This is a genomic window from Streptococcus infantis, from assembly GCF_047464715.1.
GTDB lineage: Bacteria > Bacillota > Bacilli > Lactobacillales > Streptococcaceae > Streptococcus > Streptococcus infantis_S.
This window is the reverse complement of the sequence record NZ_JASHBJ010000001.1, coordinates 598,294-623,150: the sequence shown is the minus strand read 5'-3', so window position 1 is coordinate 623,150 and position 24,857 is coordinate 598,294. Positions and strand designations below refer to the sequence as shown.

The following is a 24,857-nucleotide window of genomic DNA, read 5'->3' as shown; positions in this document are numbered from 1 at the left end:
TATGCTACGTGAATTAAAAGCGACAGATATCGAAACAATTTGTGTCATTAACAAAGAAGCTTTAGGCTATGATTTTAGCCCTGAGGAAACGGCTAGTCAACTAGCTAAGTTGACTCAAGACTCGCATCACTTCCTGCTTGGTTTTGAGGATTCAACCAGCCATGACTTACTTGGTTATGTTCATGCTGAGGTTTATGAATCCCTTTATTCAAAACCAGGTTTTAATATCCTGGCTTTAGCTGTTTTACCTCAAACACAAGGTAAAGGAATCGGTAAAACTTTGCTTGAAGGATTAGAACAGGAAGCAGAAAAACGTGGCTATAACTTTATTCGCTTAAATTCTGCAGACCATCGTACAGGTGCGCATGCATTTTATGAAAGAGTTGGTTATACCTGCGATAAAATGCAGAAACGATTCATTAAATTTATAAAAGGAGAAAACCTATGATTTTTGATAAAGATGATTTTAAAGCCTATGACGCGGATCTTTGGAATGCCATTGCCAAAGAAGAGGAACGCCAACAAAATAATATTGAATTAATTGCTTCAGAGAACGTAGTTTCTAAAGCTGTTATGGCTGCTCAAGGGTCTATCTTGACTAATAAATACGCCGAAGGTTATCCAGGACGTCGTTATTACGGTGGAACTGATGTAGTCGATATTATCGAAACTCTAGCTATCGAACGTGCGAAGGAGATTTTTGGAGCAAAGTTTGCCAATGTCCAACCTCACTCAGGAAGTCAAGCCAACTGTGCAGCATACATGGCTTTGATTGAGCCAGGTGATACAGTCATGGGGATGGATTTAGCTGCAGGTGGGCACTTGACTCACGGAGCTCCAGTAAGCTTCTCAGGTCAAACCTACAACTTTGTTTCTTATAGCGTTGATCCTGAAACAGAACTCTTGGACTTTGATGCCATCTTGAAACAAGCCCAAGAAGTAAAACCAAAACTAATTGTTGCTGGTGCTTCAGCTTACTCTCACATGATTGATTTTTCTAAATTCCGTGAAATCGCAGATGCAGTCGGTGCTAAGCTCATGGTCGACATGGCTCACATTGCTGGTTTGGTTGCTGCTGGTCTTCATCCAAGTCCAGTACCATACGCTCATATCACTACAACAACGACCCACAAAACCCTTCGTGGACCACGTGGTGGTTTGATTTTGACTAACGACGAAGAGCTTGCTAAGAAAATTAATTCTGCTATTTTTCCAGGTATCCAAGGTGGTCCTTTAGAGCATGTTGTTGCTGCTAAGGCTGTTGCTTTCAAAGAAGTCTTGGATCCAGCCTTCAAGGAATATGCTGCTAACGTCATCAAGAACAGTAAGGCTATGGCTGAAGTATTCCTGCAAGATCCTGATTTCCGTATTATCTCTGGTGGCACTGAAAACCACCTCTTCCTAGTGGATGTTACTAAGGTTGTAGAAAGTGGAAAAGTAGCTCAAAACTTGCTGGATGAGGTCAACATTACCCTTAATAAAAACTCAATCCCTTACGAAACCTTGTCACCATTCAAGACAAGTGGTATTCGTATCGGAGCGGCAGCAATTACTGCTCGTGGTTTCGGTGAAAAAGAAAGTCGTCAAGTTGCTGAACTTATTATTAAAGCCCTTAAGAATGCAGAAAACGAAGCTGTCTTAGAAGAAGTAAGAAGTGCAGTCAAATCCTTGACAGATGCCTTCCCATTATACGAGGGCTAATATTTTATGGACATTTATATTAAGAAAGCCATCATCCACCAGTTCAGCCCTGATGACACAGAGTTGTTCCTAGCGGATAAGTTTCTCAATATCACTCCTAAAATTGAAGAATACTTGCGTAAAAAAGTGGAGCGTGTGTATTCGGACGATGCCAAAACTGGGATTTTTGAAGAAGATAATCCATTTTTCAACCATATTTCAGAAGATTTAATGGCAACATCTGTGACAATAGCAAACCTTTGGAAAGAAGAATTTTCTGTATCTGAAAATCAAAAGACAAATGATTTAGTCTTTGTTCAGTTTTCAAAAGAAGGAGTCGAACACTTTGCCTTCCTTCGAATTGCATTGCGAGAAACCTTAACACACCTAGGTGGTGAAGTTGATAATCCAATCAAACTGACTCAGAATAATCTACCAGGTTTTGGTACTGGAGCTGATGAAGCCCTTGTGGTTAATCTTCAAAACCGCAAATATCACCTGATTGAGAAACGGATCAAGTATAATGGAGCCTTTTTAAACTATTTTTCTGAGAATCTTATTCAAGCACAACCAAAGATTTCACCTAAGAAATCAATCAAGGAACTTGAAAAAACGGCTCAGAAAATTGCCGAAACCTTTAACTCAGATGATTTCCAATTTCAATCAAAAGTAAAATCCGCGATTTTCAACAATCTTGAGGAAAACAATGAGCTCTCTCCAGAAAAATTAGCCAATGATCTCTTTGATAATAATCTAACAGCTCGTCTCAGTTTTATTGACCAGGTCAAAGAAGCAGTACCTGAGCCAGTTCAGTTTGATGAGATTGATGCTAGTCGTCAGTTAAAGAGATTTGAAAATCAGAAACTTTCCTTGTCAAACGGGATTGAACTTATTGTTCCAAACAATGTCTATCAAGATGCGGAATCCGTTGAGTTCATCCAAAATGATAATGGAACTTATTCTATCTTAATCAAAAACATCGAGGATATTCAAAATAAATAATGTTTAAACTTATAAGAAGAGTGCTGGTACTAGCAGTCTTCCTTTTCGCTGGATACCAAGCCTATCTCATTCGTCAGGATGTCAAACAAGTCATGACCTACCAACCCATGGTACGTGAAATCTTGAATGAAAGAGATACGCCAGCAAACGAAGAGCTTGTGCTCGCCATGATCTATACAGAAACCAAGGGTAAAGAAGGAGATGTGATGCAGTCAAGTGAATCTGCTAGCGGCTCCACTGATACCATAAACGATAATGCAAGTAGTATTCGTCAAGGGGTTCAAACCTTGACAGAAAATCTCTATCTAGCTCAAGAAAAAGGAGTGGATGTTTGGACAGCCATTCAAGCTTATAACTTTGGGCCTGCTTATATTGATTTTATCGCCCAAAATGGGAAGAAAAATACGATTGCACTAGCTAAGCAATACTCAAGAGACACAGTTGCACCGACATTAGGAAATATAACAGGGAAAACCTATAGCTACATTAATCCCATTTCTATCTTTCAGGGTGGAGAACTCTATGTCGATGGGGGAAACTATTATTACTCTAGACAGGTTCAACTAAATCTCTATATCATGAAAATTTTTAATCTATTTTAAGCATCTAGAATTTCTAGGTGCTTTTTATAAGTTTTCTTTAAGGATACTTTAATATGCTAGAGTGGAAAAGGAGGAACGTATCATGCGAAAGAAATTCTTTCTGACGAGTGCTGCAGTTCTTTTGGCGGTTGCAACATTGCAAAACGTTTATGCAGCAACTGATGTTCAAAAAGTAATTGATGAAACCTATGTTCAACCTGAGTATGTCTTGGGTTCTTCACTAACAGAAGATCAAAAAAATCAAACACTTAAAAAACTTGGTTATGATGCCTCTAAAGATACTAAAGACTTGAAGACCATGACACCGGATGTCTACTCAAAAATTATGAATGTGGCCAACGATTCTAGTCTTCAGCTTTATTCATCAGCAAAAATTCAAAAATTAGGAGATAAATCTCCACTTGAAGTCAAGATTGAAACACCTGAAAATATCACAAAAGTAACCCAAGACATGTACCGTAATGCGGCTGTTACCTTGGGTGTCGAACACGCGCGAATCACAGTTGCAGCTCCAATCCCAGTTACTGGGGAAAGTGCTCTAGCAGGTATTTACTATTCTCTTGAATCTAACGGTGTTCAGTTGCCTCAGGAAAATAAAGACTTAGCTCAGGAAGAGCTCAAGGCCTTGTCAGATATTAACGATGAAAACAAGGATAAATCAGGCTTTGATGCCAATAAACTGAACGTAGCCCTTGCCGATATCAAGGCTGCAGTCGCTAAGGCTAAAGAGTCCAAAGGTGAACTTACAGAAGATGATGTTCGTAAAATTGTCGAAGATACTTTGAAGAACTACAAACTTGATCAAGTCGTTACAGGCAATCAGGTCAATGTCATCATCAACTTTGCCTTCAATCTATCAAAAAGCGATATTCTTAATAACGAAGACTTTACAAAGACTCTAAAAGATTTGAAACAAAGTATTGTTGCGCAAGCAGGTGACAGTTTCAGCAATATCGACCTAAACTTTGATGCCAATAAAGCTATTCAAGACGGAGGGAACATCCTCAGCTCTATTTGGCAAGCCATCCTTGATTTCTTCAAGAGTTTTGGTGCTTAGGTCAATTCATGGTATAATAGATGGTAACAGGATTGTTGCCGTCTTTTTTTGTCGGCTTATAGAAAGAGAAAAATATGTTGAAGAAAAATGATATTGTAGAAGTAGAGATTGTCGATTTGACACATGAAGGTGCAGGAGTGGCCAAGGTAGATGGCTTGGTCTTTTTTGTAGAAAATGCTCTGCCGACTGAAAAAGTCCTTATGCGTGTCCTTAAAGTTAATAAAAAGATTGGATTTGGTAAGGTTGAGGAATACCTTACGCAATCACCACATCGCAACCAAGACTTAGATTTGGCTTACTTACGTTCTGGGATTGCAGACTTAGGTCACTTAGCCTATCCAGAGCAGCTTAAGTTTAAGACCAAACAAGTAAAAGACAGCCTATACAAGATTGCTGGTATTTATGATGTAGAGATTGCTGATACTCTTGGTATGAAACATCCGGTCAAGTACCGTAACAAGGCTCAAGTCCCTGTTCGTCGGGTTAACGGTGTTCTGGAAACTGGTTTCTTCCGTAAGAATTCTCACGACCTTATGCCCTTGGAAGATTTTTACATTCAGGATCCAGTTATTGACCAAGTTATTCTAGCCCTACGTGATTTACTCCGTCGATATGACTTGAAGCCTTATGATGAGAAAGAGCAGTCTGGCTTGATTCGTAACCTTGTTGTACGTCGTGGACATCATTCAGGTCAAATCATGGTTATTTTGGTAACAACTCGTCCTAAAGTTTTCCGAGTTGAACAGTTGATTGAACAAGTCATCAAGCAGTTCCCAGAGATTGTGTCTTTCATGCAAAATATCAATGACCAGAATACCAATGCGATTTTTGGAAAAGAATGGCGTACGCTTTATGGTCAAGACTATATTACCGATCAAATGTTGGGCAATAGCTTCCAAATCTCAGGACCAGCCTTTTACCAGGTCAATACCGAAATGGCAGAGAAGCTTTATCAGACAGCCATTGACTTTGCAGAGCTAAGAGAAGATGATGTGGTCATTGATGCCTACTCAGGAATTGGGACCATTGGCTTGTCAGTTGCCAAGCATGTCAAGGAAGTCTATGGAGTAGAGGTCATCCCAGAAGCAGTGGAGAATAGCCAGAAGAATGCTAGCTTAAACGGCATCACCAATGCCCACTATGTCTGTGACACAGCAGAAAATGCTATGAAGAATTGGCTCAAGGAAGGCATCCAACCAACTGCTATCCTAGTCGACCCACCACGCAAGGGCTTGACCGAAAGCTTTATCAAAGCAAGTGCCCAAACAGGTGCTGACCGCATCGCCTATATCTCCTGTAATGTGGCAACCATGGCGCGTGATATCAAACTCTACCAAGAGTTAGGTTATGTATTAATGAAAGTACAGCCGGTTGATCTGTTCCCGCAAACGCACCACGTTGAGTGTGTGAGCTTGTTGGTAAAACGCAGTTAATCCTCAAAAGGTTCACCCAAACCTTTTGAGTCCCACAAACGCATCATGTTGAGGCGGTATCACTGCTTGTACGAGCTGAGTTATCAGCTAAGTAGAAGCAGATGCTCTGCCATCGTAGAGTAAGGAGTATATGACGAAACAATATGGTAACAGCGAACTATTAGGTGTGTAGGATTGCTAGTGAAAGAGTAAAAACGCTTAATATTCTTGCTGATATAAATTACTTTACTATCTTTTGATATATAAGTAGAAAACTGTAACTTTTGTGTTGCAGTTTTTTTATTACATCATGGTATAATTAAGATAATAAAATATAGAGGAGTTTTTTATGAGTAAAGAACTAGTATTCCAAAATGTTGAATCTTTACAGCAAGTAGTAAATGTTATTAATGAAGCATCTGCTGCGCTGAATGACAAGGCGCGTACAATGCGAGAGAGTGCAATACCAGAAGTTTTAGCTGGTGCACTGGGAGCAGGCGTTGGTGGAATTGGATCATTTGCTGCACTCTATGGTTTAGGCACAGTTGGTTTGTCTGCCGCTGGAATTACATCTGGACTTGCAGCGGCAGGAAGTATTGTTGGTGGTGGAATGGTAGCTGGCGTTTTTGTTTTAGCAGCACCAGCTGTTGTCTTGGCTGGAGGAGCTATTTTATTAGCATCTAATTTAAAAAATAATCAACTTAAACAGGAAAAAGAACGATTGTATAAAGATGCGCTGCAAAAACATGAAGCTATTATACAAGCGCTGAAGGCTGAGACGGATGCTGATAAAGATCGTCTCGATTATTTACAAAGTTTAAATATTCTACTTACACAAGCGATAAAAGATTTAAAAAATGATTTAGGAAAATCGTAATGGGTAAATTTAAATATTCTGATGAAGAGAGACAATTTAATAATATTTTAGTTTATCAAGCTAGAGAATTAAGTCTAATCAAAAGTCTTGATAAGACAGGTATGGAAACAAGTATATCAGAAAGTGAAGAATTATTGAAAGAGTTAGGGTATAATCTTAATGATTTACCAATAATAGATACGAAAACAGAAGCCCGAACTATATTCGTTCCAAAATGGGAAGATTTAATTACAAAAGCTGAGCATGAAGTCGGTTCTACGAATGAATTAGAAGTACTTTTTACAAATGAAGAGATAGAGTTAAATGAAGCTATTATTCGAGAATTGAATGATGATTTTAATAACATTCACAAACTTGATGCAATTGATATTTCGATTTGTGCTGGTGCTGGTGTATTAGCAGCAATAGTTGATATTCTTTTAATTGGAATACCTAAAAAAACTCCACAAGGATTGAAAGGTGGTCCTTTATCGAATTATGTTCGAGATTGGTTCAATCAACGATTCCCTGAAGAAGAAATGGAAAAGCTTGCAAATTCTAAAGTTAGTAAGGTTCCTTTTGATGCACAAGATAATCGTCATACAAAAGTTAATGTTAATGGCCTTTCTGCTTATTATCATAGATTACTATCTCTTGGACATGACCCACTTCTTGGTTTAGTAATCGGTGTGTGTGATATTCTCAATGGAAAGATGACTACTATTGATAAAAATGGAAAAATAGTATCTCAATTTATGGACAACTATACAGATAGAAAAGAAAGTGATATTTTCGCTGCAATTGCTAAGCAGATAATTCATTTTAAATCTGATATTACAACTTCAATGGGATTACCTGCCCCATTGATGGGACTATTCAATTTATTTCAGTTCGGAAAAATTGGGGATGAGGAACAAACAATAGCAGAAATAGTACAAGGGATGTATTACGAAGGATATGATTTTATTCATTTTAGTAGTATGGCAATTTCAACTATGATTGTTGAAGTTGTCATCAGACTAGGATATGCTTTAAAAAGAATTAACGAAGGAAATTCTTTAAAAAATTCTATTCCTTTTTCGTTGAAAAGAGAGAAGAATCCAAAATTAAGTACTATGCTATTTATCGGGCATTCTACAGCTACAGCTGCAAATGCTGGGAAAATCTACTTTACAAATAATCCTATGACAATAAATTATGCACAATGGATCACTTTTGCAAAGTACTCATACTCACAGTTAAAGTGGATACTAATTGAAAAAAACGAATTGAAAGACCTTTATGTTTCTAAAAAAATATATAAAGAAACACAGGAAGTTTATGATCATATAAACACCACCTTTAATAACTTCAACAATGATTATGTAGTTATATTCAATTAATTTATTTTAGGAGCAGATATGAAAAAGAGTACCTATAATATATTGACTAAAATTCCTATATATGGAGTTTTATTAAAACAATCGAGTAAAGGTGAAATGAGGCTATGTAGTCTATTCCGTCAAGATTTGGCGGAAGCAGGGATTAGACCAATTGAAATTTATACACTTCTAGAAGAAAAATATCCTGGCGAAGTTGTAACGAGAGAACGTTTTTATGAAGGTTACAATAAAATAATAGAATTAAAGTTTAAAAAGTAGGTTATCAAACTAAACGTGTTTGTTTTATATTTCAAGAAGACATGCTTCAAAAATCCAAAGAACCATCATAAGATGAAAAAGTAAATTAGAATTAAACGAAAAAAGTTTAGAAGGGATTAAAGATGGTTATATTAGAATTGTACCAAAACAATTATTCAAAGGATTTAGTCGTATTTGAGACTTTAGAAGAAGGGAAAGAATTTGTAGCCAAAATACCTGGATATACTCTAGAAAATGAAGATGGGTTTGAAATGGAGTATTTTAATCCTACACACTTGCCGGATTATATGGAAATTGTCTTTAATGGAAATATTGTCCCTTTGTCTAGATTTTCGTTTGAACCCGAAGAAAATGTGGACATTATTTGGAAAGAAATTTCGAATTTATCCGTTAAAAACGATAAAGTAATCGAAGGCGCTACAAAAGTAGATGCATATGTCGTTAACAACGATGAAGTAAAAGACTATATCGAAGTCAGAGAAGCAAACTTCAGCAAGGTAGAAGCTTTCTTAGAAAGCAAAGGGTACGAAGTCGACAGAAGCTTTTTCGGAAGTGAAGACGGTGAAGCAATTGTCTACAGAAAACGCAACACTGAAGATTGGCACTTCTTATGTCACTTAGATCCAATGTTTGTAGAGATTGAAGATGTAGAGGGATATGTTAAAGAAGCGATGGAAGAGATTCAATAGTTAAAAAAAGTTCTTTGCGCGTATGTAACTTTGTTAGTAAAAACATAAAAACCTTGTAACGAAAGGGATACTGAAAAGCCTTGATTGTAAGGCTTTTTTTGCATTTTTGTGATAGAATATAGGTAGTTATAATCGATAGCAATTAAGAAGCAGAAAAAATATTATATATAGTATAATCAAGATAAGGAAGATAAAATGACAGAAATCGATAAAAGGAATTTAAAAAATTATCTTTATATTACATTTGGAATTACTTATATAACATGGGGGCTTCTCGCCATAATTACGCAATCTCATATTTTGGGATTAGAAACGATTATAGGTAGAACATTACATATAGTAGGTGCACTTGGACCAGCTATTGCAAGTGCCTTTTATTTGAAAAGGAATAATATAAAATTTAAACATTTTGTATTTAGTAAGAAAGAAAATAGTAGTATTTATTTCATTATTCATTTGTTAGCAATTTTGATACTATTTTCTGTATCTTCCTTAGAATTAAACGGAGTATCAATATACCTGATGCCACTATTCTTTATTCAATTAATCTTTTTTGGTGGTGGTCACGAAGAATTAGGATGGAGAGGCATACTACAACCCTTACTTGATAAAAAATATACTTATTGGAAATCTAATTTGATTGTAGGATCAATTTGGGGGATTTGGCATCTGCCTTTATGGTTTATAGTAGGAGAAAGTCATCAAGGATTTCCTTTTATTTTATTTTTTATATATACGTTATTTTTAAGTTTTGTTTTAGGACTTCTTTACCATCAAACCCAATCTGTCGGTTACTGCATATTATTTCATGCGTTCGCAAATTTGTTAAATCTCTATTTTGTGCTGAAGATTAATCTTATTTTTATTATCATTTTTATTGCTTATTTAATTTATACTATATTGGCGAGTAATAGAATTAGTAAGGAAAAGAATTTGTATCCAAAATAACTGGCTATATTCTATAAAATGAAGATGATTTTGTTCAAGGTAATAAAGTAGAAATAACGAACATTTAGATGAAAGGTTTAGAGTAAACATGAGTCTCTTATTTGAAGAATTTAAAAACATTTGTTTCCATTTAAATCGAGTCGGAATTACACCGACACTGATGGGGTCTTTGGGATTGGAGTTTAGAACGAAAGAAAATTGGGAGCCGTCTGACATTGACATTCATGTGCCTGGTGACCCTAGAGGTTGGGAAGCACCTGACCATCTCAGAATTTATGACTGGGACAAGATAATGAAAGTGATGAAAGACTTAGGCTACGTCTTAATAGATATTCATGAGCATGAATTCCAAAAGGATAGAGTGAGTGTTGAATTTGGAAGTATCGATTCCTTACTTGATTTTGCAGGAGTTTCGGAATCGGATATAGAGCTTATTCACATTGAAGGCATCACTTTTCGTCTTCCAAGTCTGGAGCAGTATCTAAGTATTTACAAAGCTTCTTCTCAAGACTCCTATCGAAATGATCACAATAACAATAAGGATTTTAAAAAGATCGAGTGGCTGGAAAGACATTTGTAAATTATCATATGAACAGTAGTAAGTTGTAAGACTGTCTGCTATGTTATTTTTATCATCATTTTTATTGGTCATTTAATTTATACAATATTGGCGAGTAATAGAATTAGTAAGGAAAAAATATTTTAAATTTTTGATCAGCTTAACTATTATCGAAAGTAACGATTGATGTATTTAGATCACTGCTTCTTTAAACAGATTAAACAAGGACGTATCTATTGAAAGTCTCACAGTAAGGAGTTTAAACATGAAATTCCATGAATTTGGTGATAGGAATTTGCCTCCTATCATACTGATACATGGCGGTGGCAGTTCTTGGTGGAATTATCTTCGTCAAGCACGGATTTTGTCAGAAGACTACCGTGTTATTCTACCCACTTTGAATGGCCATGGTGAAGAATATCAACTCGATTATATTTCTACTGAAGATTCTGCTTTGGAGATCCTAGACTATATCAAAGCAAACTGTGGTGGGAAATTGTATGCAATCGGTGGTGTTTCGCTCGGAGGTCAAATTGCCATGGAGCTTTTGTCCTTAGACAGCGAGATAGCTGAGAAGGCCATCATAGACGGAAGCCTCTGTATTCCACAACCAAGGTTAGCTAAAATCAGCATCTTTATAGTAGCTCTATTTGGTAAACTGATGTTCAGTAAACTGTCTTGCAAACTTCAATTAAGCATGATGAACAAACTCTATCCTAAACTAGCTTATCCAGAGGAAATAAAAGCATATTATTTGGAGGATCTACCAAGGACACCTATTAAAACAATGGTGACCATTTACAAAACATATATGGGGTGTTACAAGCTGAAGGACACGATTTCTGCTAGCAAGGCGCAGGTTCTGTATATCTACGGTGAAAAAGAATTAAACTGTGTGAAAGAATCGGCGAAATTATTTCAGCAGCTACATCCAAACACTATTCTGTATGAAGCAAAGGGCTATAACCATGGTTATCTATCAGCTTACCTGCCTCAAGAATGGATCGATTTGGTTGAGCCGTTTTTAAAGAGTGATCCATTGGAAATCTGATATGCTGTAAGGAGGAATCTTATGTTAGGAGCAATTGTGGGAGATATTGTTGGTTCAGTTTATGAATGGAATAATATTAAAACGAAGGATTTTCCCTTGTTTAGGGACGACTGCTTTTTCACAGATGATACGGTGATGACCTGTGCTGTGGCGGAAGCAATCATGAATGGCGGACAGAAGGATAACTTCATTGATGCCATGAAGAAGTATGGCAGAAGGTATCCAAACGCGGATTACGGTGCCAGGTTTAACCGGTGGCTTATGACCGACAACCGTGAGCCTTACAATAGTTTTGGGAATGGTTCTGCGATGCGTGTTTCTCCGTGTGCTTGGGTAATGGAGGCTACAACAGACGAGTTGCCGTCCGAGAGAAAACGTCTGGCGCAACTTTCTTCAGAGGTGACGCATAACCATCCAGAAGGAGTTAAAGGTGCGATGGCAACGGCTGATGCTATTTATATGTGCCGTTATTTCTTCGGTGGTGATGGCGTCGATAATCCTGCGGAGATTAAAAGACGTGTTAAGGAACATATCGAGAAAGAGTATGGATATGACCTTTCTAAAACGCTGGATGAAATTCGTCCTACTTATCGTTTCAATGAAACGTGTCAGGATACCGTTCCTCAGGCCATCGTTGCCTTTCTAGAAAGTACAGATTTTGAAGATGCGATTCGAAATGCGATTTCTCTTGGTGGGGACAGTGATACTCTTGCTGCTATCACAGGAAGTATTGCCGAAGCAGCTTATGGAATCCCTGATTGGATAAAGGACAAGGCCTATACCTATCTAGATGAGCCTTTAAAAGACTTGCTCAGACGGTGGGAGAAAGAAGTTTCAATATCATAACGGATACTAACTAGTCATTATTAAACTCTAAAAATAAGATTAAGGAAGTTGAGCAAATACTAGGGTAAAGAGTTATCACCTTTTGAGAAGAAAAGGCAGAAACAAACTTAACCAAGTCATGAGCTTGACCCCTGAAAAACAGCAAAGCGACGAGATAACAAATAATCTCGTCGCTTTTTTCTTTTAAATTAATGCGGAAATTGATCCATTTTGCTTTATTAAGCTATTTATTCAGATTTTTGCTTATTCAGTAGTAAGATACCTATCATTACTGCTATACAAAATATAAAAAGCATATACCACAGGTTTTCAATACTAAAACCATTCTCTAGCATCAATCTGTATCCCCAATAAGCCGGAAAAACAAGGCCTATTACTTGAAGAAAATCAGGTAGCAAACTAATTGGAAACATAATCCCCGAAAGCATAATTGAAGGCAAAAATACAAGTTGAGCTATCATGGTCAGCTTTGCCTGGTTTTTTAAAGTAAGTCCAAGAATACTTCCAATACTCAATGACACAATAATATAGATGGTGAGTGAAAGTAAGAAAATCGGAAGTTGAGTCGGTAGACTTGCTTTAAATAAAATAGGGGCAAGTAGAAGGATCACAATACAGGTCATCATCAAATGGACAAAGGCCGAGAGAACCATAGTTACCAATCCTAAATAAATAGGCACACCATTTGCATTATAGATTTTTTTAATGTCGCTTCCATAAATTTCAACCAATGAAGGTGGCAAGCCAAGAAAGGCCCCCATTGAAACACTCATGACTATCATAGACTGTATGAGTGTGTTTCCCATCCCAGGTATAACGGAAGTAAAAATACCACCCATGATAAGAAAGAAAAGAAGCGGTACAATATAGAAAGTAACCAAGAGAGATTTGCTTCGTATATCTAATTTCCACTGTAATACTAGACTATATAGAAAACAGTTCATTCTGATTCCCTCCTTGCCATTTTGATGAAATGCTCTTCCAAGGTGCCACGATCAACCTTAATATCCAATACCTGGATTTTATTCTGCTTGCATTCAGTCAATAATGAAATTAAGGTACCCTCAATATTGGTCGTTTCAAAAGACTTCACTCCTTCTTGAGTCTTTAAATGGATATAGTAACTTCTTCCAACATTGTCTGTCAGTTCTGAAGGAGTGCCACAAAAGACAATCTTTCCACTGTTCAAAATAGCAATGCGGTCACATAAGGTCTCAACTTCAGCCATATCATGACTTGCCAAAATGATTGTTTTTCCTTGTGATTTGAGATTCCGTATTTGTTCGTGGAGGGCTAGTCTTGCTTCAACATCAAGTCCCGCAGTCGGTTCATCGAGGAAAATAATATCGGGATTGCCGATAAGCGCAAGAGCGAGATGTAATCTTCTTTTTTGTCCCGTGGATAATTGCAGGTATTGTAACTTCTCAATTTCTTTTATTTCCAGAGCTTTAAGCATATCATCATCAATCTTTGTATGATTCCATTTCGCAAAGAGCTTTATCGCCTCCATAGGTTTGATATGGGCTGGCAAAGAAGAAGACTGCAGTTGAATTCCCATTTTGCCGTTTACAACAATAGTGCCTCCATCATATTTTCTCAGTTCTTCGATACATTCAAGTGTTGTTGTTTTCCCAGCTCCATTCACACCGAGTAAAGCGAAAATTTCTCCTTTTACGATTTGAATATTAAGACCTTTTAGGATTCCATGACAGCCGTAATTTTTAATTAGTTCACGAACCTCTATTGCGTATTTCATGGCTACACCTCCTCAAAAGGATTAGTTCCAAGTCTTGAAAAATAAACTTGCAAAGCTGGCTCTAAATAATTATTAACGATCTTTTGTTTTTCTTCCCAAGCGTTAGTGGCGCTATCAATATTACCGACTTCCATCAACTTCGGAAGCATGGTCATATCACCATTTGTAAACTCCATAATCAAGCCCCAGTATTCTTTCACAACCTGTTGGCTTTGTTCGCTTTCAGCTGGCACCTTTTCTTTATGGAGCTCCACAATCTCATCGCTTAGGCGATTAAATCTGTCCATAAAGTCTGATCCGCTTTTCTTGTCAAATCGACTGCGTATGCGGTCTAGCGTATCATCATCAAAACGTTTAATTAGAGAATAAGAATCATTCTTCATCTGTAGATTGACAATAATATCTGCATACTTTTTAAAGTTTACCGTCTGTATTTGTAAAACTTCAACTTTTAACTGTTCTATTTCTAATAAAGAATCCTTGAGCTGTTCTATTTTTTGGCGAATATCATCTGCTTGCTCCGTAAGAGCGTTTGCAACTTCATCTGGTGTTTTCAAAGAGTTTAAACGCCCCTTTATATCCTTAAGAGAAAATCCAAGTGATTTCAAGGATATAATTTGATGAAGTATGACTAAATCTTTATCGGTATAAAGCCTACGTCCTCCCTCGCTTTCTGCTGATGGGGAAAGCAATTCTTCTTTATCGTAGTATTGTAGAGTACGGACTGTAACTCCCATTTTCTTTGCGACTTCCCCAACTGTCATAAACCCTTCTGGAATTGCTCTGAATTTTGCCATCTATCTCACCTCCTTATATATATTATACATCATAACGTAAGGTCACGAGCAAGCGCTTTATAAAATAATTTTATCGATGAACGGTTTTTCTATTGAGCTCATAGAGTTATGAAAAAGTCTAATAAAACAGAAAATACTTTTGAAAACACGTATTTTGAAGTGAAAAAAAGTTTATGAATGATAAGTTTTAAAACACATACATATTTTCTGTATATATTTTTGCTTTGTTCTATGATTAGTGCTAAAATGTAGTTAAAAAGTAAAGAAAATATAGGAGATAGATGATGAATACAATGTATATTATCGTAGGATTTGTTGTCCTTTGGCTCTTGCTATTTGTTGTTTTTATGATTGTAAATGGCAATAGAAAGAAAAAAGCTGATAGCTTTGTTAGTGATAATAGTGATAAAGCTATTGTTCATTTATACTGTTCAAAAACTAAAATTAATGGACAGAATCTTGCTGACTTTAATCCAATAACTGGAGAAAACCTAGAAAAGGTAGTTGCTTTAGTTCCTGGGAGATATACAATCGAGGGCGTTTATAAAACGACTGAGACTCGATTGAACAAAACAATCAATATCAAATCAGAAAATATCAGTATGGAACTTGACTTGGAGGCTGGAAACACCTATTCAATAGCTATGTACCTATACTCTCCTGAAGAAAGACAAGAGTATGAGAATGGCAAAACTGATGAAGTTGTTTTGAGTGTTCCGCTAACCATTGTTGTGGGTAGTGATTTCATCAAAGCATACATTATTTGCTACAAAGAAAAATGATTATCTAAGAGGCTGGGCTTAAGTTTGTTACTGGCCTCTTTTCATAAAATTAAGTCAAGCAATGTTCAGTATCATTTTGTTAAGTAGACTTGCCAATCAATCCGAATTTGTGGGGGAGATAAATGTTATGAAAAAGAGTACCCATAATCTATTAACTAAGATTCCTATATATGGAATTTTATTAAAACAATCTAGTAAAGGTGAGATGAGGTTATGCAGTCCATTCCTTCAGGATATGGCAGAAGAAGGGATTAGACCAATTGAAATTTATGAACTTCTAGAAGAGAAATATCCAGGTGAAGTGGTAACAAGAGAACGTTTTTATGAAGGTTATAATAAGATGCTTGAATTAAAGTTTAAGCAGAAGATTAACAAAATTTAATGTCTTACTTTTAATTTTCAACAGAAGTAGCACAGGCTGAGATAGTAATAACGTAAAAATGATGAGAATTAATAGAAACAGTTAAGATTAGAGGATGATAGATGATTATATTGGAATTGTATCAAAATCATTATTCAAAAGATATAGTCGTTTTTGATTCTTTAGAGGAGGGTAAAGCTTTTGTAGCTCAAATTCCTGGATACACTCTCGAAAAAGAAGATGGGTTTGAAGTGGAGTATGTGAACCCTAAACAATTGCCGGATTATATGGAAATTGTCTTCAATGGAAATATTGTCCCTTTATCTAGATTTTCGTTTGATTCTGAGGAAAATGTGGATATTATTTGGAAAGAGATTTCGAATCTATCCGTCAAAAACGATAAAGTGATCGAAGGCACTACAAAAATCGATGCCTATGTCGTTAACAACGATGAAGTCAAAGCCTATGTCGAAGCCAGAGAAGCAAACTTCCGCAAAGCAAAAGACTTCTTAGAACGCAACGGATATGAAGCCGACAGAAGCTTTTTTGGAAGTGAAGACGGCGAAGCGATTCTCTACAGAAAACGCGGCACCGAAGATTGGCACTTCTTATGCCACTTAGACCCGCTGTTTGTAGAGGTTGAAGATGTCGAAGGGTATGTGAAAGAAGCGATGGAAGATATTCAATAGTCAACCAAAGTTCTTTGTGAGTGTATGCCACTGCTTGAGTAGACGGATTAAGTAGTTAAGAGAAACATCTAGCCCTATCTAGCTTCTTAAGGAGAAATATCTATCATGAAAATGGAAATCGGGAAAACCTATCTTGTAAAAAAAGATATTTTTGGTTTAAAAAAAGATGAACTTTGGACCTTAGTTGACAAGGGTTATCAGGCTTATTTTGGTGAACATAATTTCGTATTTGTCAATGATGAGAAAGTGAAGGTATTTGCAGTTTTACAAGATAGTTCAGAAGAAGATATGCAAATTTACCATCATCTGGATGACTATCTTGAAGAAGTCGCTCATGAGAATTTCTAAAGAATGAGAGATGAAAGTTGTATCTGTGAGTTTTAAATTTTGCTTAGACCTAATCTATCAATTTTAAGTTTATGGAATTGTATATGAAATTGAGCCATCATAGAGACTTTTTTGATTATTAAAAAACTAGACTGAAACCAAGGTGAAAACCGTCTGGTTCAGTCTTTTTTTCTGTTAATGTAGTATAATAAAAGGTGTAGAGATTCAATTTTTTAATAGGATTATTCTAAGAACGAAAACATTTAGAAAGAGAAAAAATATGAAGCAATCACTTGAATTTTTAAGAGAAAGAATCACCGATAAAATGCCCTTGGAGGATATGGTCGCAATCTTTGAAGATTTGTGTCGTGAGCCAATTGATGATGAAATGATTTTGTTTGAAGTAGGGACATTTACAAGTATATCTGATAAACCCTTGTTTCAACTATCATTAGTAAGGCAAGTCCCTGATGAGGATGAAGAGTTTTATCAGGTTCACCTCGATGTTTTCTATGAAGCATGTCAAGAGAATGAAATATTTCATGAATCAACCTGGGATGAGGATTTAGAGGAAAATATTTTTGACTACATTAGAAATTCAGAAGTATTTGCCTATGCTAAAGAACAGGAATACCTAGCAGTCAAAATGTATCTTGAAGAAACTTAAGAAAGCTAGTTAAAGTAAGGAAATCTAATGACAGGAGAATTATAAATGAATAAAATCATGGTAATCATCAATCCAACCTCTGGTGGCGAAAAAGCTTTGGATTATAAGGTGAAGCTGGAGAATAAAGCTAGAGACTATTTTGAAGATGTGGAGATTAATATTACGGAAAAAGCGCAAGACGCCACAAACTTTGCAGAAGAAGCGTCTCGGGAGCACTATGATGCAGTTCTTGTATTCGGTGGAGATGGTACTGTCAATGAAGCCATCTCCGGTATTGCTGAAAAAGACTACATTCCTAAACTTGCGATTATCCCAGGAGGAACTGGAAATCTTATCACCAAACTATTAGAAATCAATCAAGATATTGATGGTGCCATTGACGAGCTTGATTTTAGTTCTACGAATAAGATTGACATTGGCAAATCAAACGGTAATTATTTTGGTTATATCTTTAGCATTGGTTCAATACCAGAAGCCATTCATAACGTTGGGATAGAAGATAAAACAAAGTTTGGTATGCTAGCCTATGCTATTAACACCATGAACTCTGTCGTTACTGATCAAACATTTAACATTAGAGTTGAGACAGAAAATGGAAATTATATTGGCCCAGCCAGCCATGTCTTGGTTCTCCTTACCAATTATTTCGCTGACAAAAAAATCTTTAACGAAAATAAGGATGGCTATGCCAATATTTTGATTCTAAAAGATGCCTCAATCCTTACTAAATTGTCAGTTATCCCTGATTTATTAAAAGGGGATGTTGTCGTAAATGAGAATATCGAGTATATAAAAGCTCGTCATATAAAAATTTCTTCAGATATTGCATTAGAAACGGATGTTGATGGTGACAAATCGGATGACCTACCAGTGGAAATTAAGGTCCTAGGTCAGCATATCGAGGTCTATTCTCAACCGAAAGAATAATGACCTTAACAAATGATTTAAATCAACAGATGCTGTGATTTGCAGTCTCGGTATATCATTCTAGTTGATAGTTAGGAAAGCCTATGAAATTTAAAAGATTAGCAACTATTAGTCTTTGCTTAACGCTTCTTTTTACCTTAGTAGCTTGCGGTCAAACTCAAAATACAACTGATGGGACTACTAATACTTCAGTGACTCAATCGCAGTCTAATCAGGTTTCCTGGAAAGCTACTTATAGCAATATGAACAGTAAAACCAGTGAAGAAGAAGTTCGAAAAGCCTTGGCTGCGCATTTGGATAAGGACAGTGTGGATGCATTTTTCAACCTTGTAAATGATTATAACAATACTGTCGGTTCAGTTGGATTAACTGGAGATTTTTCTACATTTACCAAAACAGACTATGATGTTGAAAAGATAAGCAATCTTTGGGCGCCAAAAAAGGATGATTTTGTCGGTACTAACTGTCGTATCAATAGTTATTGTTTATTGAAAAATTCAATCGAAATTCCTAAGTTAGAAAAAGATGATTCCCTATTATTTGTCGATAATGACGCTATTGATAAAGGAAAGGTCTTTGGTGCAGAAGACAAGGATGCTTTTGATATTTTATTCTCAAGAGTCAAGACTGAAGCAACGACAGATGTTAAGGTCCATGCTGCAAAGATGGGACAGTTCCTTTCTCAATTTAAGTTTAATGAAAATGCAAGAATGTTATCCGTAGTCGTCCATGATGACTTGGATGGGCAATCCCTCTTTATCGGCCATGTTGGGATTCTTGTACCAAGCGAGGATGGTTATCTCTTTGTCGAAAAGTTAACCTTTGAGGAGCCTTATCAAGCCATTAAATTTGCGACCAAGGAAGATTGTTACAAATATCTAGATACAAAATACGAAAACTATACAGGAGAAGGTCTAGCGAAGCCATTTATTATGGATAATGATAAATGGGTTCAACTCTAAAAGTAGTATTTTTGGATGATTTGCCTAAAGAGGGGGATAAGAAGTTACCAATCAAATGATAGCTAAATTGATATAATTGGAGGACTGCAAGCATGGATGAAAAGACATTAAGAGTTGTAAAAATTGATAAGAGAGCTATTTTTGAGCTGATCTACGAAACGTTTATAGCGCAAGAGCAAGAACTGCTGGACCTGTCGCCAGTAGATGTTATCAATGATTGTGCTATGGATTGGGAAAAGGGAGAGTTTATCTTTGCAGCACATCCTCAGGAAAATAGTCTGGGAGAATTGAATCCTCTTCCCAATGATATTGATATCCAAGATTTGCTGAAAAAACTACCTGTTACAACAGATTCCGTTCTTGGCCAAGAAGTGATTTATAGAGATTTTTCATTCGACCAATTAAAAAAATAGTATAATAGTAGTAAATAAAATAGTCATAAGGAGACACAATGGATATTAAAGATTTTACAGAACAAGAACAAGAAATGATTAAAAAGGGACTAACATTCTCTAAGCTTAACGATAAGGAAACAGCCGATAAGATTATCGCCCTAATTCCTCAGGATATGATTAAACGAATTCCATTTTTTGTTAGAAAACATGCCATTACTCGTACTGTTAAGAGAATCTCGCTAGAGTATCCAGACATGTATGCTGTAGCTGAACAAGAAGGCCAACTTCCTGAAAAAGAAGCACAAGAATTGCGCCAAATTCTTACAGATATTTTCCAAGAAAAAATGAACAAGCATAAGATTAAATAAGTTTTGAGATTTATCAATAAGGTGTCGATTGAGCATTAGGAGTTGAGTATGGCTATTGATGGCGTTAAAATCATTGACAGTGATCAAGGGTATGACATTTACAATGAAGTAGTCGGTCGCTATAGAGACGGTGATCATGTGTCCAATATTATCAAGGATATCCTCGATGCAGAGAAAGATTACTGTCAAACAGACTTTTTTACAGAAATTTATTGGACTGCTCTTGCCTACTCACTGTGGAAGATTGGTCACCTGACAGACGATATCAGAGATAAAACCTTGGAGCTTATCAAAAAAGGGGCTGATCCATTTTGGTTGGAAATAGATTCAAAGGCTTTGAAGCAAAGGCAAAAGGTCTTGGATAAACTTGCTATCCAGTTGCAAACTGAAAATCCTAGACCTCTAAAGGTCCTCAAGACCAAAGCTAAACGCAAACCCTACTTTGTAGAAGGGGATCTCCTTGCTGTTAAGTTCAAAGACCAGTATGGTCTTATCTTTGTATCTATGGTTGATCAGAGTCCTAGAAAGCTTGAGTATCATCTGGCTTGCACGCGCCTCTTACAGACAAAAAAGCCCACCATCGATGATTTTTTGACCAGTCAAATCTCCTGTAAGATGGAAAATACAAAGTTTGCTCTCGTTACAGACTGCTGGTTCAATCACAAAGATTTAGGGCAATTATTAGAAAATATTGAAAAAATTGGACAGGTGAAGCTTAGACCTTTTAGTCTTTGGATGCTAGCACCTGCCCAAAATTTAGAAGATATTTATCAAGAAATCACTAGAGATAAAGGTTCCTCTGGCCTTAGATTCATCGAAACCTATAAACTTGTCGAAGATATTTTTCCAGTTTAACGCTTATGTGATAAAAGGGGAAATGGTCAATCATTCCCATTGACTATGCTGGGCCCTGACACCATAACTATCTAGGGAACCATCTGAATTGAACTTGGCTTCAATCCGATATCTTTTCCAGAGGTCGTAATCTGCTGTTTGAATGGTTAGGATAAAGTTGTTATCCTTATCAGAGACATTATAATCAGCAGGATTGACTTCAAAGATATCGATTAACTTTCGTGTTTGAAAATCTTGAAGCTTGAGATTGGCTAGCTTGACATGATTGATAGAAATTTCTTCTAGTTGATTGTTATCCTTAGGTGTTCTGTAGTAGGTGATGACGCAGTTTTTGAGCTGATCTGTATCTTTACCTGTGGGAGTGAGGCTCATAAAGCCATAGGACTGATCATCACGCTTGACTTCAAGAAGCTGACCGTAGTAGAAGTGGTCGTTCTTGGGATTTGTGATGGAAGTCTCTGGACTTTTATCTTCAAAGCTAAAGCCTTGGTCCAAAAGTTCGGAAGCCTTGGTCTCCCCGACAATGACAGTGGTATCTTGAATGGTTACTGGAACAGGTTGCGCTGGAAGGCCACTCATCATCATGCAAAACATAAAAACATAACTCGTTAAAAAAGCTGTCCCGACAAAAGCGTTGGTTGAAGCATAGGCATGACTGTTATGAAAGTTTTTTCTTATAGCCAGTACAACAAATTTACCAATACTTTTTAAAACCATACTAACAAGTACGATAAAAAATTGTTTTTTCAAACATTCATAAATGGCTTGAGGAAAGCTATTACCATGATAGTAGAAGACAGCCAATAGGAGTAGATTTACGATTAAATAGATCAGCAAGAACCAATGAATCTCTTTAAGGGCATTAGCATCAGTGATTTCTTCATAGTCAACGTGAATTCTTCCTTGAACAGCATGACCAAGTTTATAAATCCATTTTGGGACATCTTTCCCTTGTCTAACAGCAACTAGAAGTCTGATATAGAGATAGATAGTAAAGGACAAGGAAAGAAAGAAAAGAGCATAAAAAGCCAAAACAATACTAGTGAACATTACTATACCCCCTATTTAACATTCAATAAAACAATTTCTTAGCTCCATTATAGCATTTTCTAGGGAAAAAGAGCTAGAAATATCCGTATGATACTAACTGATTAAAAGGAGTAAAATCATGGGAATGATTGCCAATTATCAATATTTACCAGACGATGAATTAAAACAATTAAAAGGTCTTTCCAATCAAGAAGATGACTTATTAGATTTTTCTGAGGATTCCACTTATAGTCATGATATCTTAATAGATATTGACAAAATGTGGGATGTCTTAGTTTTTGTAATGACAGGATTTAGTAGTTCAGAATTTTTGGATGACAATCCCTTAAGAGAAGCTGTTTTAGGAGTGACTCCTCTAGAGGATGTATCTGAATATATCGCCTATACTGAAAAATCGAGAATTGCGGCTATCAGTCAAGCTTTAGAAGAATTTGATATGGACAAGGCTTTGGAAGACTTTAGTATGGAAGCATGCAAGAAAGCTGACTTGTATCCTGATATTTGGGATTATCTTGAGGAAGAGGAAGAAATCAAGGATGATATTTTAACCTGCTTTGTCAAAATGAAAGACTTTTACAAAAAGATTCTGGAGCTCAATGGAAATGTCTTAGTTACTATTTGTTAGAAAGTTTATTAAACTTTTCCTAAAAGAATAAAACTGCTTGAGGAAATAAATGAACAAAGAAGATTTATTGGCGTTATGGAAGGGAATAAGCTGGGAAAAACATGATTCGGGGATCTATTTTCTAGGGCGATATCTTAATAAAGACATAAATATTTATTTTACAGGGTACTGTGAACAGGATTTACTCTTATTATCAGATGATTTGATGACTCGTTTATATAGAAACTTGGAACACCTTGATAAAAAAGCTCAAAAGGTTATCCATGATAATTGGCCTGATAAAGCAGTTACAGAACTGGAATTAAGGGAGTTAATCTTGGATAAAAGTGGTTCTTATGGCGAATTTGCTCTAGGTTATGATGCCGGTGTTTCTCCAGCTGGATCCCTTTATCTTTTAGTGAAATTCGACAAATATTTTCAAGCTGATAGAGAGCTTGTGTATGAAATTTACTAACTGTCTGACAATAAGAGGTTAAAATCAGGTGATGAAATGAAAGATTTATATAAAGCAATGTTAGGCTTAAATGGTATTGTCCTAGTTACTATTTGTTAAGGTTTTTATATTCCGTTAGAAAGGTAATCCTATGAATCCATTTCTAGAAAAATACATTACATTAAAAAAGCAATACCTGGACCAAGATGGAAATCCTTCAAGTGTCGCAGCCCTCTATGATTTGGCTGATGAATTAGCTAAGTCTGATGATTTAGAAGCTAAGAAAGTCTTAGTTGACCTCTATGAACAATTGGGTCTCTACACTAGTGCCTATAGCTTATTTACTGAAATCTTAGACAAACCTGATCGAAAACAGATAAAGAAACTGAGCCGTTTACAAGAAATGAGTCAGAGTCATGGCGATCGTTTTGCCCTTCCTCGTCCTCTAAGAAAAGAAGAGAAGAAGCAGAGGAAGAACCTGTTAAAAGACTTACCTTATTTTCTCTATCATCCAGATCCCTTAGCAACAGGTTCATTTGTTGAAGGAGAAGCCAAGGTTTGTCCATCTTGTGGGAAAGAAAGCAATGTTTATTATACCCTTATACCTTATTGTATCGAAGAGATAGAACATCTCTGCCCAACTTGCATTGCAAACGGTCAAGCAGCCAAAAAATTCGATGCAGAATTTATCCAAGATGCCGAGTGGCAGGGTGAATTGGATCCAGAAAAGAATCAGCTGCTTTTTTGTCAGACCCCAGGCTACTCTAGTTGGCAGGGAGAATATTGGCTTTCTTGTTGCCAAGATTATTGTGCTTACCTGGGTACAGTTGGAACTCGAGAATTGAAGGATATGGGAATCGCTGAGCAAGTCTTGGCAGACTATGAAGCGCGTGAAGAATATCAAGAGGTAGAAGACTACTTGGTCAAAGACGGGCCTATCTGTGGTTACCTTTTCAGATGTCTCCATTGTCAAAAATACCAGATCTGGGTTGATGCAGATTAAATCGAAATGTGATTAGCTATGAAAATTAAAGAGAAAACTATGGAAGAACTAGAATTATTCGAAGCTGCCTCCAAAGATTTATTAGATACTATGCAGGGATTTAAAGACAATCTATCTGTTCAATTCCCCCTATTAGATAGTGATAACTGGCAGTATGATAAGGGATCGATAAAAGTTTGTAGGGCTGATGAGTCAGGATTCAAAAAAAGATGTAGGGTCGGAATCAGCTACAACTTGAAAGTATCCTTATTAAACGAAGATGCCGAGCAAATCTGGTTACTGTTTAAAGACTGGTTCAATGCTAGCAGATTGAGTCTAGTTGAAAGAAATCCTAATAATGAAGATTTGGGAAGATATGTCTTTTCAGCAAGTTCCTCTCTAGGTGATCAGGTGGATTGTTCGATTTATTTGCCTAATGAGTGGAATATCCCTCAGATTAGCTTTTCAGGCTATCTAACAGCTCGTTATAGGGCTTGTGATCTTGATAAAGAGCAAGAATAAGATGGAGGTTTTTAGAG

General features: G+C 36.4%; 32 protein-coding genes. 28 read left to right on the top strand and 4 right to left on the bottom strand.

The features are described from left to right. The first annotated feature begins 1 nt into the window (after nucleotide 1). From QM419_RS03165 to QM419_RS03100, 14 genes are all read left to right on the top strand, one after another. On the top strand, nucleotides 2-448 hold the full coding sequence (locus QM419_RS03165; RefSeq protein WP_414277867.1) for a GNAT family N-acetyltransferase: 447 nt from the start codon (nucleotides 2-4) through the stop codon (nucleotides 446-448). Continuing rightward, the gene (gene glyA, locus QM419_RS03160) at nucleotides 445-1,701 is read left to right on the top strand and encodes a serine hydroxymethyltransferase (RefSeq protein ID WP_414277866.1); all 1,257 of its coding nucleotides are present in this window, start codon (nucleotides 445-447) and stop codon (nucleotides 1,699-1,701) included. Before QM419_RS03165 ends, glyA begins: the two co-directional genes overlap by 4 nt. Before the next feature lie 6 nt (nucleotides 1,702-1,707). Further along, nucleotides 1,708-2,682 (top strand): nucleoid-associated protein, encoded by a 975-nt coding sequence (locus QM419_RS03155; RefSeq protein ID WP_414277865.1) that lies wholly within the window; start codon nucleotides 1,708-1,710, stop codon nucleotides 2,680-2,682. Further along, on the top strand, nucleotides 2,682-3,284 hold the full coding sequence (locus QM419_RS03150) for a lysozyme family protein (protein ID WP_414277864.1): 603 nt from the start codon (nucleotides 2,682-2,684) through the stop codon (nucleotides 3,282-3,284). The genes QM419_RS03155 and QM419_RS03150 overlap by 1 nt, the downstream gene beginning before the upstream one ends. 82 nt (nucleotides 3,285-3,366) lie before the next feature. After that, on the top strand, nucleotides 3,367-4,341 hold the full coding sequence (locus tag QM419_RS03145; RefSeq protein ID WP_414277863.1) for a DUF1002 domain-containing protein: 975 nt from the start codon (nucleotides 3,367-3,369) through the stop codon (nucleotides 4,339-4,341). Between the two features lie 74 nt (nucleotides 4,342-4,415). After that, nucleotides 4,416-5,774: a 23S rRNA (uracil(1939)-C(5))-methyltransferase RlmD gene (gene rlmD, locus QM419_RS03140; protein WP_414277862.1), complete on the top strand. Its 1,359-nt coding sequence runs from the start codon at nucleotides 4,416-4,418 to the stop codon at nucleotides 5,772-5,774. A 328-nt stretch (nucleotides 5,775-6,102) separates the two neighbouring features. Then, nucleotides 6,103-6,630 (top strand): hypothetical protein, encoded by a 528-nt coding sequence (locus tag QM419_RS03135; RefSeq protein WP_414277861.1) that lies wholly within the window; start codon nucleotides 6,103-6,105, stop codon nucleotides 6,628-6,630. Next, entirely contained in the window at nucleotides 6,630-7,991 is a 1,362-nt protein-coding gene (locus QM419_RS03130; RefSeq protein WP_414277860.1) for a hypothetical protein, read from the top strand. The genes QM419_RS03135 and QM419_RS03130 overlap by 1 nt, the downstream gene beginning before the upstream one ends. A gap of 18 nt (nucleotides 7,992-8,009) precedes the next feature. Next, nucleotides 8,010-8,249 carry a hypothetical protein gene (locus QM419_RS03125; RefSeq protein ID WP_414277859.1) on the top strand — a complete coding sequence of 80 codons (240 nt, stop codon included), beginning with the start codon at nucleotides 8,010-8,012 and terminating at the stop codon, nucleotides 8,247-8,249. Between the two features lie 122 nt (nucleotides 8,250-8,371). Continuing rightward, the gene (locus tag QM419_RS03120; RefSeq protein ID WP_414277858.1) at nucleotides 8,372-8,938 is read left to right on the top strand and encodes a hypothetical protein; all 567 of its coding nucleotides are present in this window, start codon (nucleotides 8,372-8,374) and stop codon (nucleotides 8,936-8,938) included. 195 nt (nucleotides 8,939-9,133) lie between these two features. After that, a complete protein-coding gene (locus QM419_RS03115) occupies nucleotides 9,134-9,886 on the top strand; it encodes a lysostaphin resistance A-like protein (RefSeq protein ID WP_414277857.1) in 753 nt (250 codons plus the stop codon). 88 nt (nucleotides 9,887-9,974) lie between these two features. Further along, nucleotides 9,975-10,466, top strand: a complete 492-nt coding sequence (locus tag QM419_RS03110) for a nucleotidyltransferase (RefSeq protein ID WP_414277856.1) — start codon at nucleotides 9,975-9,977, stop codon at nucleotides 10,464-10,466. A 244-nt stretch (nucleotides 10,467-10,710) separates the two neighbouring features. Continuing rightward, complete coding sequence (locus QM419_RS03105; protein ID WP_414277855.1) at nucleotides 10,711-11,496, top strand: alpha/beta fold hydrolase; 786 nt, start codon at nucleotides 10,711-10,713, stop codon at nucleotides 11,494-11,496. 21 nt (nucleotides 11,497-11,517) lie between these two features. Next, nucleotides 11,518-12,342 (top strand): ADP-ribosylglycohydrolase family protein, encoded by an 825-nt coding sequence (locus QM419_RS03100; protein ID WP_414277854.1) that lies wholly within the window; start codon nucleotides 11,518-11,520, stop codon nucleotides 12,340-12,342. Between the two features lie 227 nt (nucleotides 12,343-12,569). On the opposite strand, the gene QM419_RS03095 is transcribed toward QM419_RS03100, so the two are convergent. Genes QM419_RS03095 through QM419_RS03085 form a run of 3 tightly spaced genes read right to left on the bottom strand, consistent with a single transcriptional unit; the run spans nucleotide 12,570 to nucleotide 14,895 of the window. Continuing rightward, nucleotides 12,570-13,286, bottom strand: a complete 717-nt coding sequence (locus QM419_RS03095) for an ABC transporter permease (protein ID WP_414277853.1) — start codon at nucleotides 13,284-13,286, stop codon at nucleotides 12,570-12,572. Beyond that, on the bottom strand, nucleotides 13,283-14,098 hold the full coding sequence (locus tag QM419_RS03090; RefSeq protein WP_414277852.1) for an ABC transporter ATP-binding protein: 816 nt from the start codon (nucleotides 14,096-14,098) through the stop codon (nucleotides 13,283-13,285). The genes QM419_RS03095 and QM419_RS03090 overlap by 4 nt, the downstream gene beginning before the upstream one ends. Nucleotides 14,099-14,100: 2 nt before the next feature. Further along, nucleotides 14,101-14,895: a MerR family transcriptional regulator gene (locus tag QM419_RS03085; protein ID WP_414277851.1), complete on the bottom strand. Its 795-nt coding sequence runs from the start codon at nucleotides 14,893-14,895 to the stop codon at nucleotides 14,101-14,103. Nucleotides 14,896-15,179: 284 nt separating this feature from the next. Here QM419_RS03085 and QM419_RS03080 point away from each other — a divergent pair, with 284 nt between their 5' ends. The 10 genes from QM419_RS03080 to QM419_RS03035 all read left to right on the top strand — a co-directional run bounded on the left by QM419_RS03080 (nucleotide 15,180) and on the right by QM419_RS03035 (nucleotide 21,228). Beyond that, the gene (locus QM419_RS03080) at nucleotides 15,180-15,677 is read left to right on the top strand and encodes a hypothetical protein (RefSeq protein ID WP_414277850.1); all 498 of its coding nucleotides are present in this window, start codon (nucleotides 15,180-15,182) and stop codon (nucleotides 15,675-15,677) included. A gap of 127 nt (nucleotides 15,678-15,804) precedes the next feature. Continuing rightward, complete coding sequence (locus QM419_RS03075) at nucleotides 15,805-16,059, top strand: hypothetical protein (RefSeq protein ID WP_263393622.1); 255 nt, start codon at nucleotides 15,805-15,807, stop codon at nucleotides 16,057-16,059. A gap of 101 nt (nucleotides 16,060-16,160) precedes the next feature. Further along, nucleotides 16,161-16,727 carry a hypothetical protein gene (locus QM419_RS03070; protein WP_414277849.1) on the top strand — a complete coding sequence of 189 codons (567 nt, stop codon included), beginning with the start codon at nucleotides 16,161-16,163 and terminating at the stop codon, nucleotides 16,725-16,727. Nucleotides 16,728-16,832: 105 nt separating this feature from the next. Continuing rightward, nucleotides 16,833-17,075 (top strand): phosphohydrolase, encoded by a 243-nt coding sequence (locus QM419_RS03065; RefSeq protein WP_414277848.1) that lies wholly within the window; start codon nucleotides 16,833-16,835, stop codon nucleotides 17,073-17,075. A gap of 259 nt (nucleotides 17,076-17,334) precedes the next feature. Further along, complete coding sequence (locus QM419_RS03060; protein WP_178895051.1) at nucleotides 17,335-17,721, top strand: hypothetical protein; 387 nt, start codon at nucleotides 17,335-17,337, stop codon at nucleotides 17,719-17,721. 45 nt (nucleotides 17,722-17,766) lie between these two features. Beyond that, on the top strand, nucleotides 17,767-18,648 hold the full coding sequence (locus QM419_RS03055) for a diacylglycerol/lipid kinase family protein (protein ID WP_414277847.1): 882 nt from the start codon (nucleotides 17,767-17,769) through the stop codon (nucleotides 18,646-18,648). 83 nt (nucleotides 18,649-18,731) lie between these two features. Further along, nucleotides 18,732-19,610 carry a DUF4300 family protein gene (locus tag QM419_RS03050; protein ID WP_414277846.1) on the top strand — a complete coding sequence of 293 codons (879 nt, stop codon included), beginning with the start codon at nucleotides 18,732-18,734 and terminating at the stop codon, nucleotides 19,608-19,610. 92 nt (nucleotides 19,611-19,702) lie between these two features. After that, complete coding sequence (locus QM419_RS03045) at nucleotides 19,703-20,023, top strand: hypothetical protein (protein WP_414277845.1); 321 nt, start codon at nucleotides 19,703-19,705, stop codon at nucleotides 20,021-20,023. Nucleotides 20,024-20,061: 38 nt separating this feature from the next. Then, nucleotides 20,062-20,373 carry a hypothetical protein gene (locus QM419_RS03040; RefSeq protein ID WP_414277844.1) on the top strand — a complete coding sequence of 104 codons (312 nt, stop codon included), beginning with the start codon at nucleotides 20,062-20,064 and terminating at the stop codon, nucleotides 20,371-20,373. A 48-nt stretch (nucleotides 20,374-20,421) separates the two neighbouring features. Next, complete coding sequence (locus QM419_RS03035) at nucleotides 20,422-21,228, top strand: hypothetical protein (RefSeq protein ID WP_414277843.1); 807 nt, start codon at nucleotides 20,422-20,424, stop codon at nucleotides 21,226-21,228. Nucleotides 21,229-21,258: 30 nt separating this feature from the next. Here the strand turns inward: QM419_RS03035 and QM419_RS03030 are convergent, their stop codons facing one another. Beyond that, a complete protein-coding gene (locus QM419_RS03030) occupies nucleotides 21,259-22,278 on the bottom strand; it encodes a hypothetical protein (RefSeq protein ID WP_414259121.1) in 1,020 nt (339 codons plus the stop codon). Nucleotides 22,279-22,396: 118 nt separating this feature from the next. On the opposite strand from QM419_RS03030, the gene QM419_RS03025 reads away from it, so the two are divergent. The 4 genes from QM419_RS03025 (at nucleotide 22,397) to QM419_RS03010 (ending at nucleotide 24,840) form a co-directional block, all read left to right on the top strand. Then, nucleotides 22,397-22,903 carry a YfbM family protein gene (locus QM419_RS03025; protein WP_414259120.1) on the top strand — a complete coding sequence of 169 codons (507 nt, stop codon included), beginning with the start codon at nucleotides 22,397-22,399 and terminating at the stop codon, nucleotides 22,901-22,903. 49 nt (nucleotides 22,904-22,952) lie between these two features. Next, complete coding sequence (locus tag QM419_RS03020) at nucleotides 22,953-23,357, top strand: hypothetical protein (protein WP_414277842.1); 405 nt, start codon at nucleotides 22,953-22,955, stop codon at nucleotides 23,355-23,357. 130 nt (nucleotides 23,358-23,487) lie between these two features. After that, nucleotides 23,488-24,339, top strand: a complete 852-nt coding sequence (locus tag QM419_RS03015; RefSeq protein ID WP_414277841.1) for a CbrC family protein — start codon at nucleotides 23,488-23,490, stop codon at nucleotides 24,337-24,339. Nucleotides 24,340-24,357: 18 nt separating this feature from the next. Next, nucleotides 24,358-24,840, top strand: coding sequence for a hypothetical protein (locus tag QM419_RS03010; protein ID WP_414277840.1), 483 nt, complete (start codon nucleotides 24,358-24,360; stop codon nucleotides 24,838-24,840). The last annotated feature ends 17 nt before the right edge of the window (nucleotides 24,841-24,857 follow it).

Coding starts and splice junctions, on each gene's coding strand:
- QM419_RS03165 (WP_414277867.1), top strand. CDS start 2: ATGCTACGTGAATTAAAAGCGACAGATATCGAAACAATTTGTGTCATT.
- glyA (WP_414277866.1), top strand. CDS start 445: ATGATTTTTGATAAAGATGATTTTAAAGCCTATGACGCGGATCTTTGG.
- QM419_RS03155 (WP_414277865.1), top strand. CDS start 1,708: ATGGACATTTATATTAAGAAAGCCATCATCCACCAGTTCAGCCCTGAT.
- QM419_RS03150 (WP_414277864.1), top strand. CDS start 2,682: ATGTTTAAACTTATAAGAAGAGTGCTGGTACTAGCAGTCTTCCTTTTC.
- QM419_RS03145 (WP_414277863.1), top strand. CDS start 3,367: ATGCGAAAGAAATTCTTTCTGACGAGTGCTGCAGTTCTTTTGGCGGTT.
- rlmD (WP_414277862.1), top strand. CDS start 4,416: ATGTTGAAGAAAAATGATATTGTAGAAGTAGAGATTGTCGATTTGACA.
- QM419_RS03135 (WP_414277861.1), top strand. CDS start 6,103: ATGAGTAAAGAACTAGTATTCCAAAATGTTGAATCTTTACAGCAAGTA.
- QM419_RS03130 (WP_414277860.1), top strand. CDS start 6,630: ATGGGTAAATTTAAATATTCTGATGAAGAGAGACAATTTAATAATATT.
- QM419_RS03125 (WP_414277859.1), top strand. CDS start 8,010: ATGAAAAAGAGTACCTATAATATATTGACTAAAATTCCTATATATGGA.
- QM419_RS03120 (WP_414277858.1), top strand. CDS start 8,372: ATGGTTATATTAGAATTGTACCAAAACAATTATTCAAAGGATTTAGTC.
- QM419_RS03115 (WP_414277857.1), top strand. CDS start 9,134: ATGACAGAAATCGATAAAAGGAATTTAAAAAATTATCTTTATATTACA.
- QM419_RS03110 (WP_414277856.1), top strand. CDS start 9,975: ATGAGTCTCTTATTTGAAGAATTTAAAAACATTTGTTTCCATTTAAAT.
- QM419_RS03105 (WP_414277855.1), top strand. CDS start 10,711: ATGAAATTCCATGAATTTGGTGATAGGAATTTGCCTCCTATCATACTG.
- QM419_RS03100 (WP_414277854.1), top strand. CDS start 11,518: ATGTTAGGAGCAATTGTGGGAGATATTGTTGGTTCAGTTTATGAATGG.
- QM419_RS03095 (WP_414277853.1), bottom strand. CDS start 13,286: ATGAACTGTTTTCTATATAGTCTAGTATTACAGTGGAAATTAGATATA.
- QM419_RS03090 (WP_414277852.1), bottom strand. CDS start 14,098: ATGAAATACGCAATAGAGGTTCGTGAACTAATTAAAAATTACGGCTGT.
- QM419_RS03085 (WP_414277851.1), bottom strand. CDS start 14,895: ATGGCAAAATTCAGAGCAATTCCAGAAGGGTTTATGACAGTTGGGGAA.
- QM419_RS03080 (WP_414277850.1), top strand. CDS start 15,180: ATGAATACAATGTATATTATCGTAGGATTTGTTGTCCTTTGGCTCTTG.
- QM419_RS03075 (WP_263393622.1), top strand. CDS start 15,805: ATGAAAAAGAGTACCCATAATCTATTAACTAAGATTCCTATATATGGA.
- QM419_RS03070 (WP_414277849.1), top strand. CDS start 16,161: ATGATTATATTGGAATTGTATCAAAATCATTATTCAAAAGATATAGTC.
- QM419_RS03065 (WP_414277848.1), top strand. CDS start 16,833: ATGAAAATGGAAATCGGGAAAACCTATCTTGTAAAAAAAGATATTTTT.
- QM419_RS03060 (WP_178895051.1), top strand. CDS start 17,335: ATGAAGCAATCACTTGAATTTTTAAGAGAAAGAATCACCGATAAAATG.
- QM419_RS03055 (WP_414277847.1), top strand. CDS start 17,767: ATGAATAAAATCATGGTAATCATCAATCCAACCTCTGGTGGCGAAAAA.
- QM419_RS03050 (WP_414277846.1), top strand. CDS start 18,732: ATGAAATTTAAAAGATTAGCAACTATTAGTCTTTGCTTAACGCTTCTT.
- QM419_RS03045 (WP_414277845.1), top strand. CDS start 19,703: ATGGATGAAAAGACATTAAGAGTTGTAAAAATTGATAAGAGAGCTATT.
- QM419_RS03040 (WP_414277844.1), top strand. CDS start 20,062: ATGGATATTAAAGATTTTACAGAACAAGAACAAGAAATGATTAAAAAG.
- QM419_RS03035 (WP_414277843.1), top strand. CDS start 20,422: ATGGCTATTGATGGCGTTAAAATCATTGACAGTGATCAAGGGTATGAC.
- QM419_RS03030 (WP_414259121.1), bottom strand. CDS start 22,278: ATGTTCACTAGTATTGTTTTGGCTTTTTATGCTCTTTTCTTTCTTTCC.
- QM419_RS03025 (WP_414259120.1), top strand. CDS start 22,397: ATGGGAATGATTGCCAATTATCAATATTTACCAGACGATGAATTAAAA.
- QM419_RS03020 (WP_414277842.1), top strand. CDS start 22,953: ATGAACAAAGAAGATTTATTGGCGTTATGGAAGGGAATAAGCTGGGAA.
- QM419_RS03015 (WP_414277841.1), top strand. CDS start 23,488: ATGAATCCATTTCTAGAAAAATACATTACATTAAAAAAGCAATACCTG.
- QM419_RS03010 (WP_414277840.1), top strand. CDS start 24,358: ATGAAAATTAAAGAGAAAACTATGGAAGAACTAGAATTATTCGAAGCT.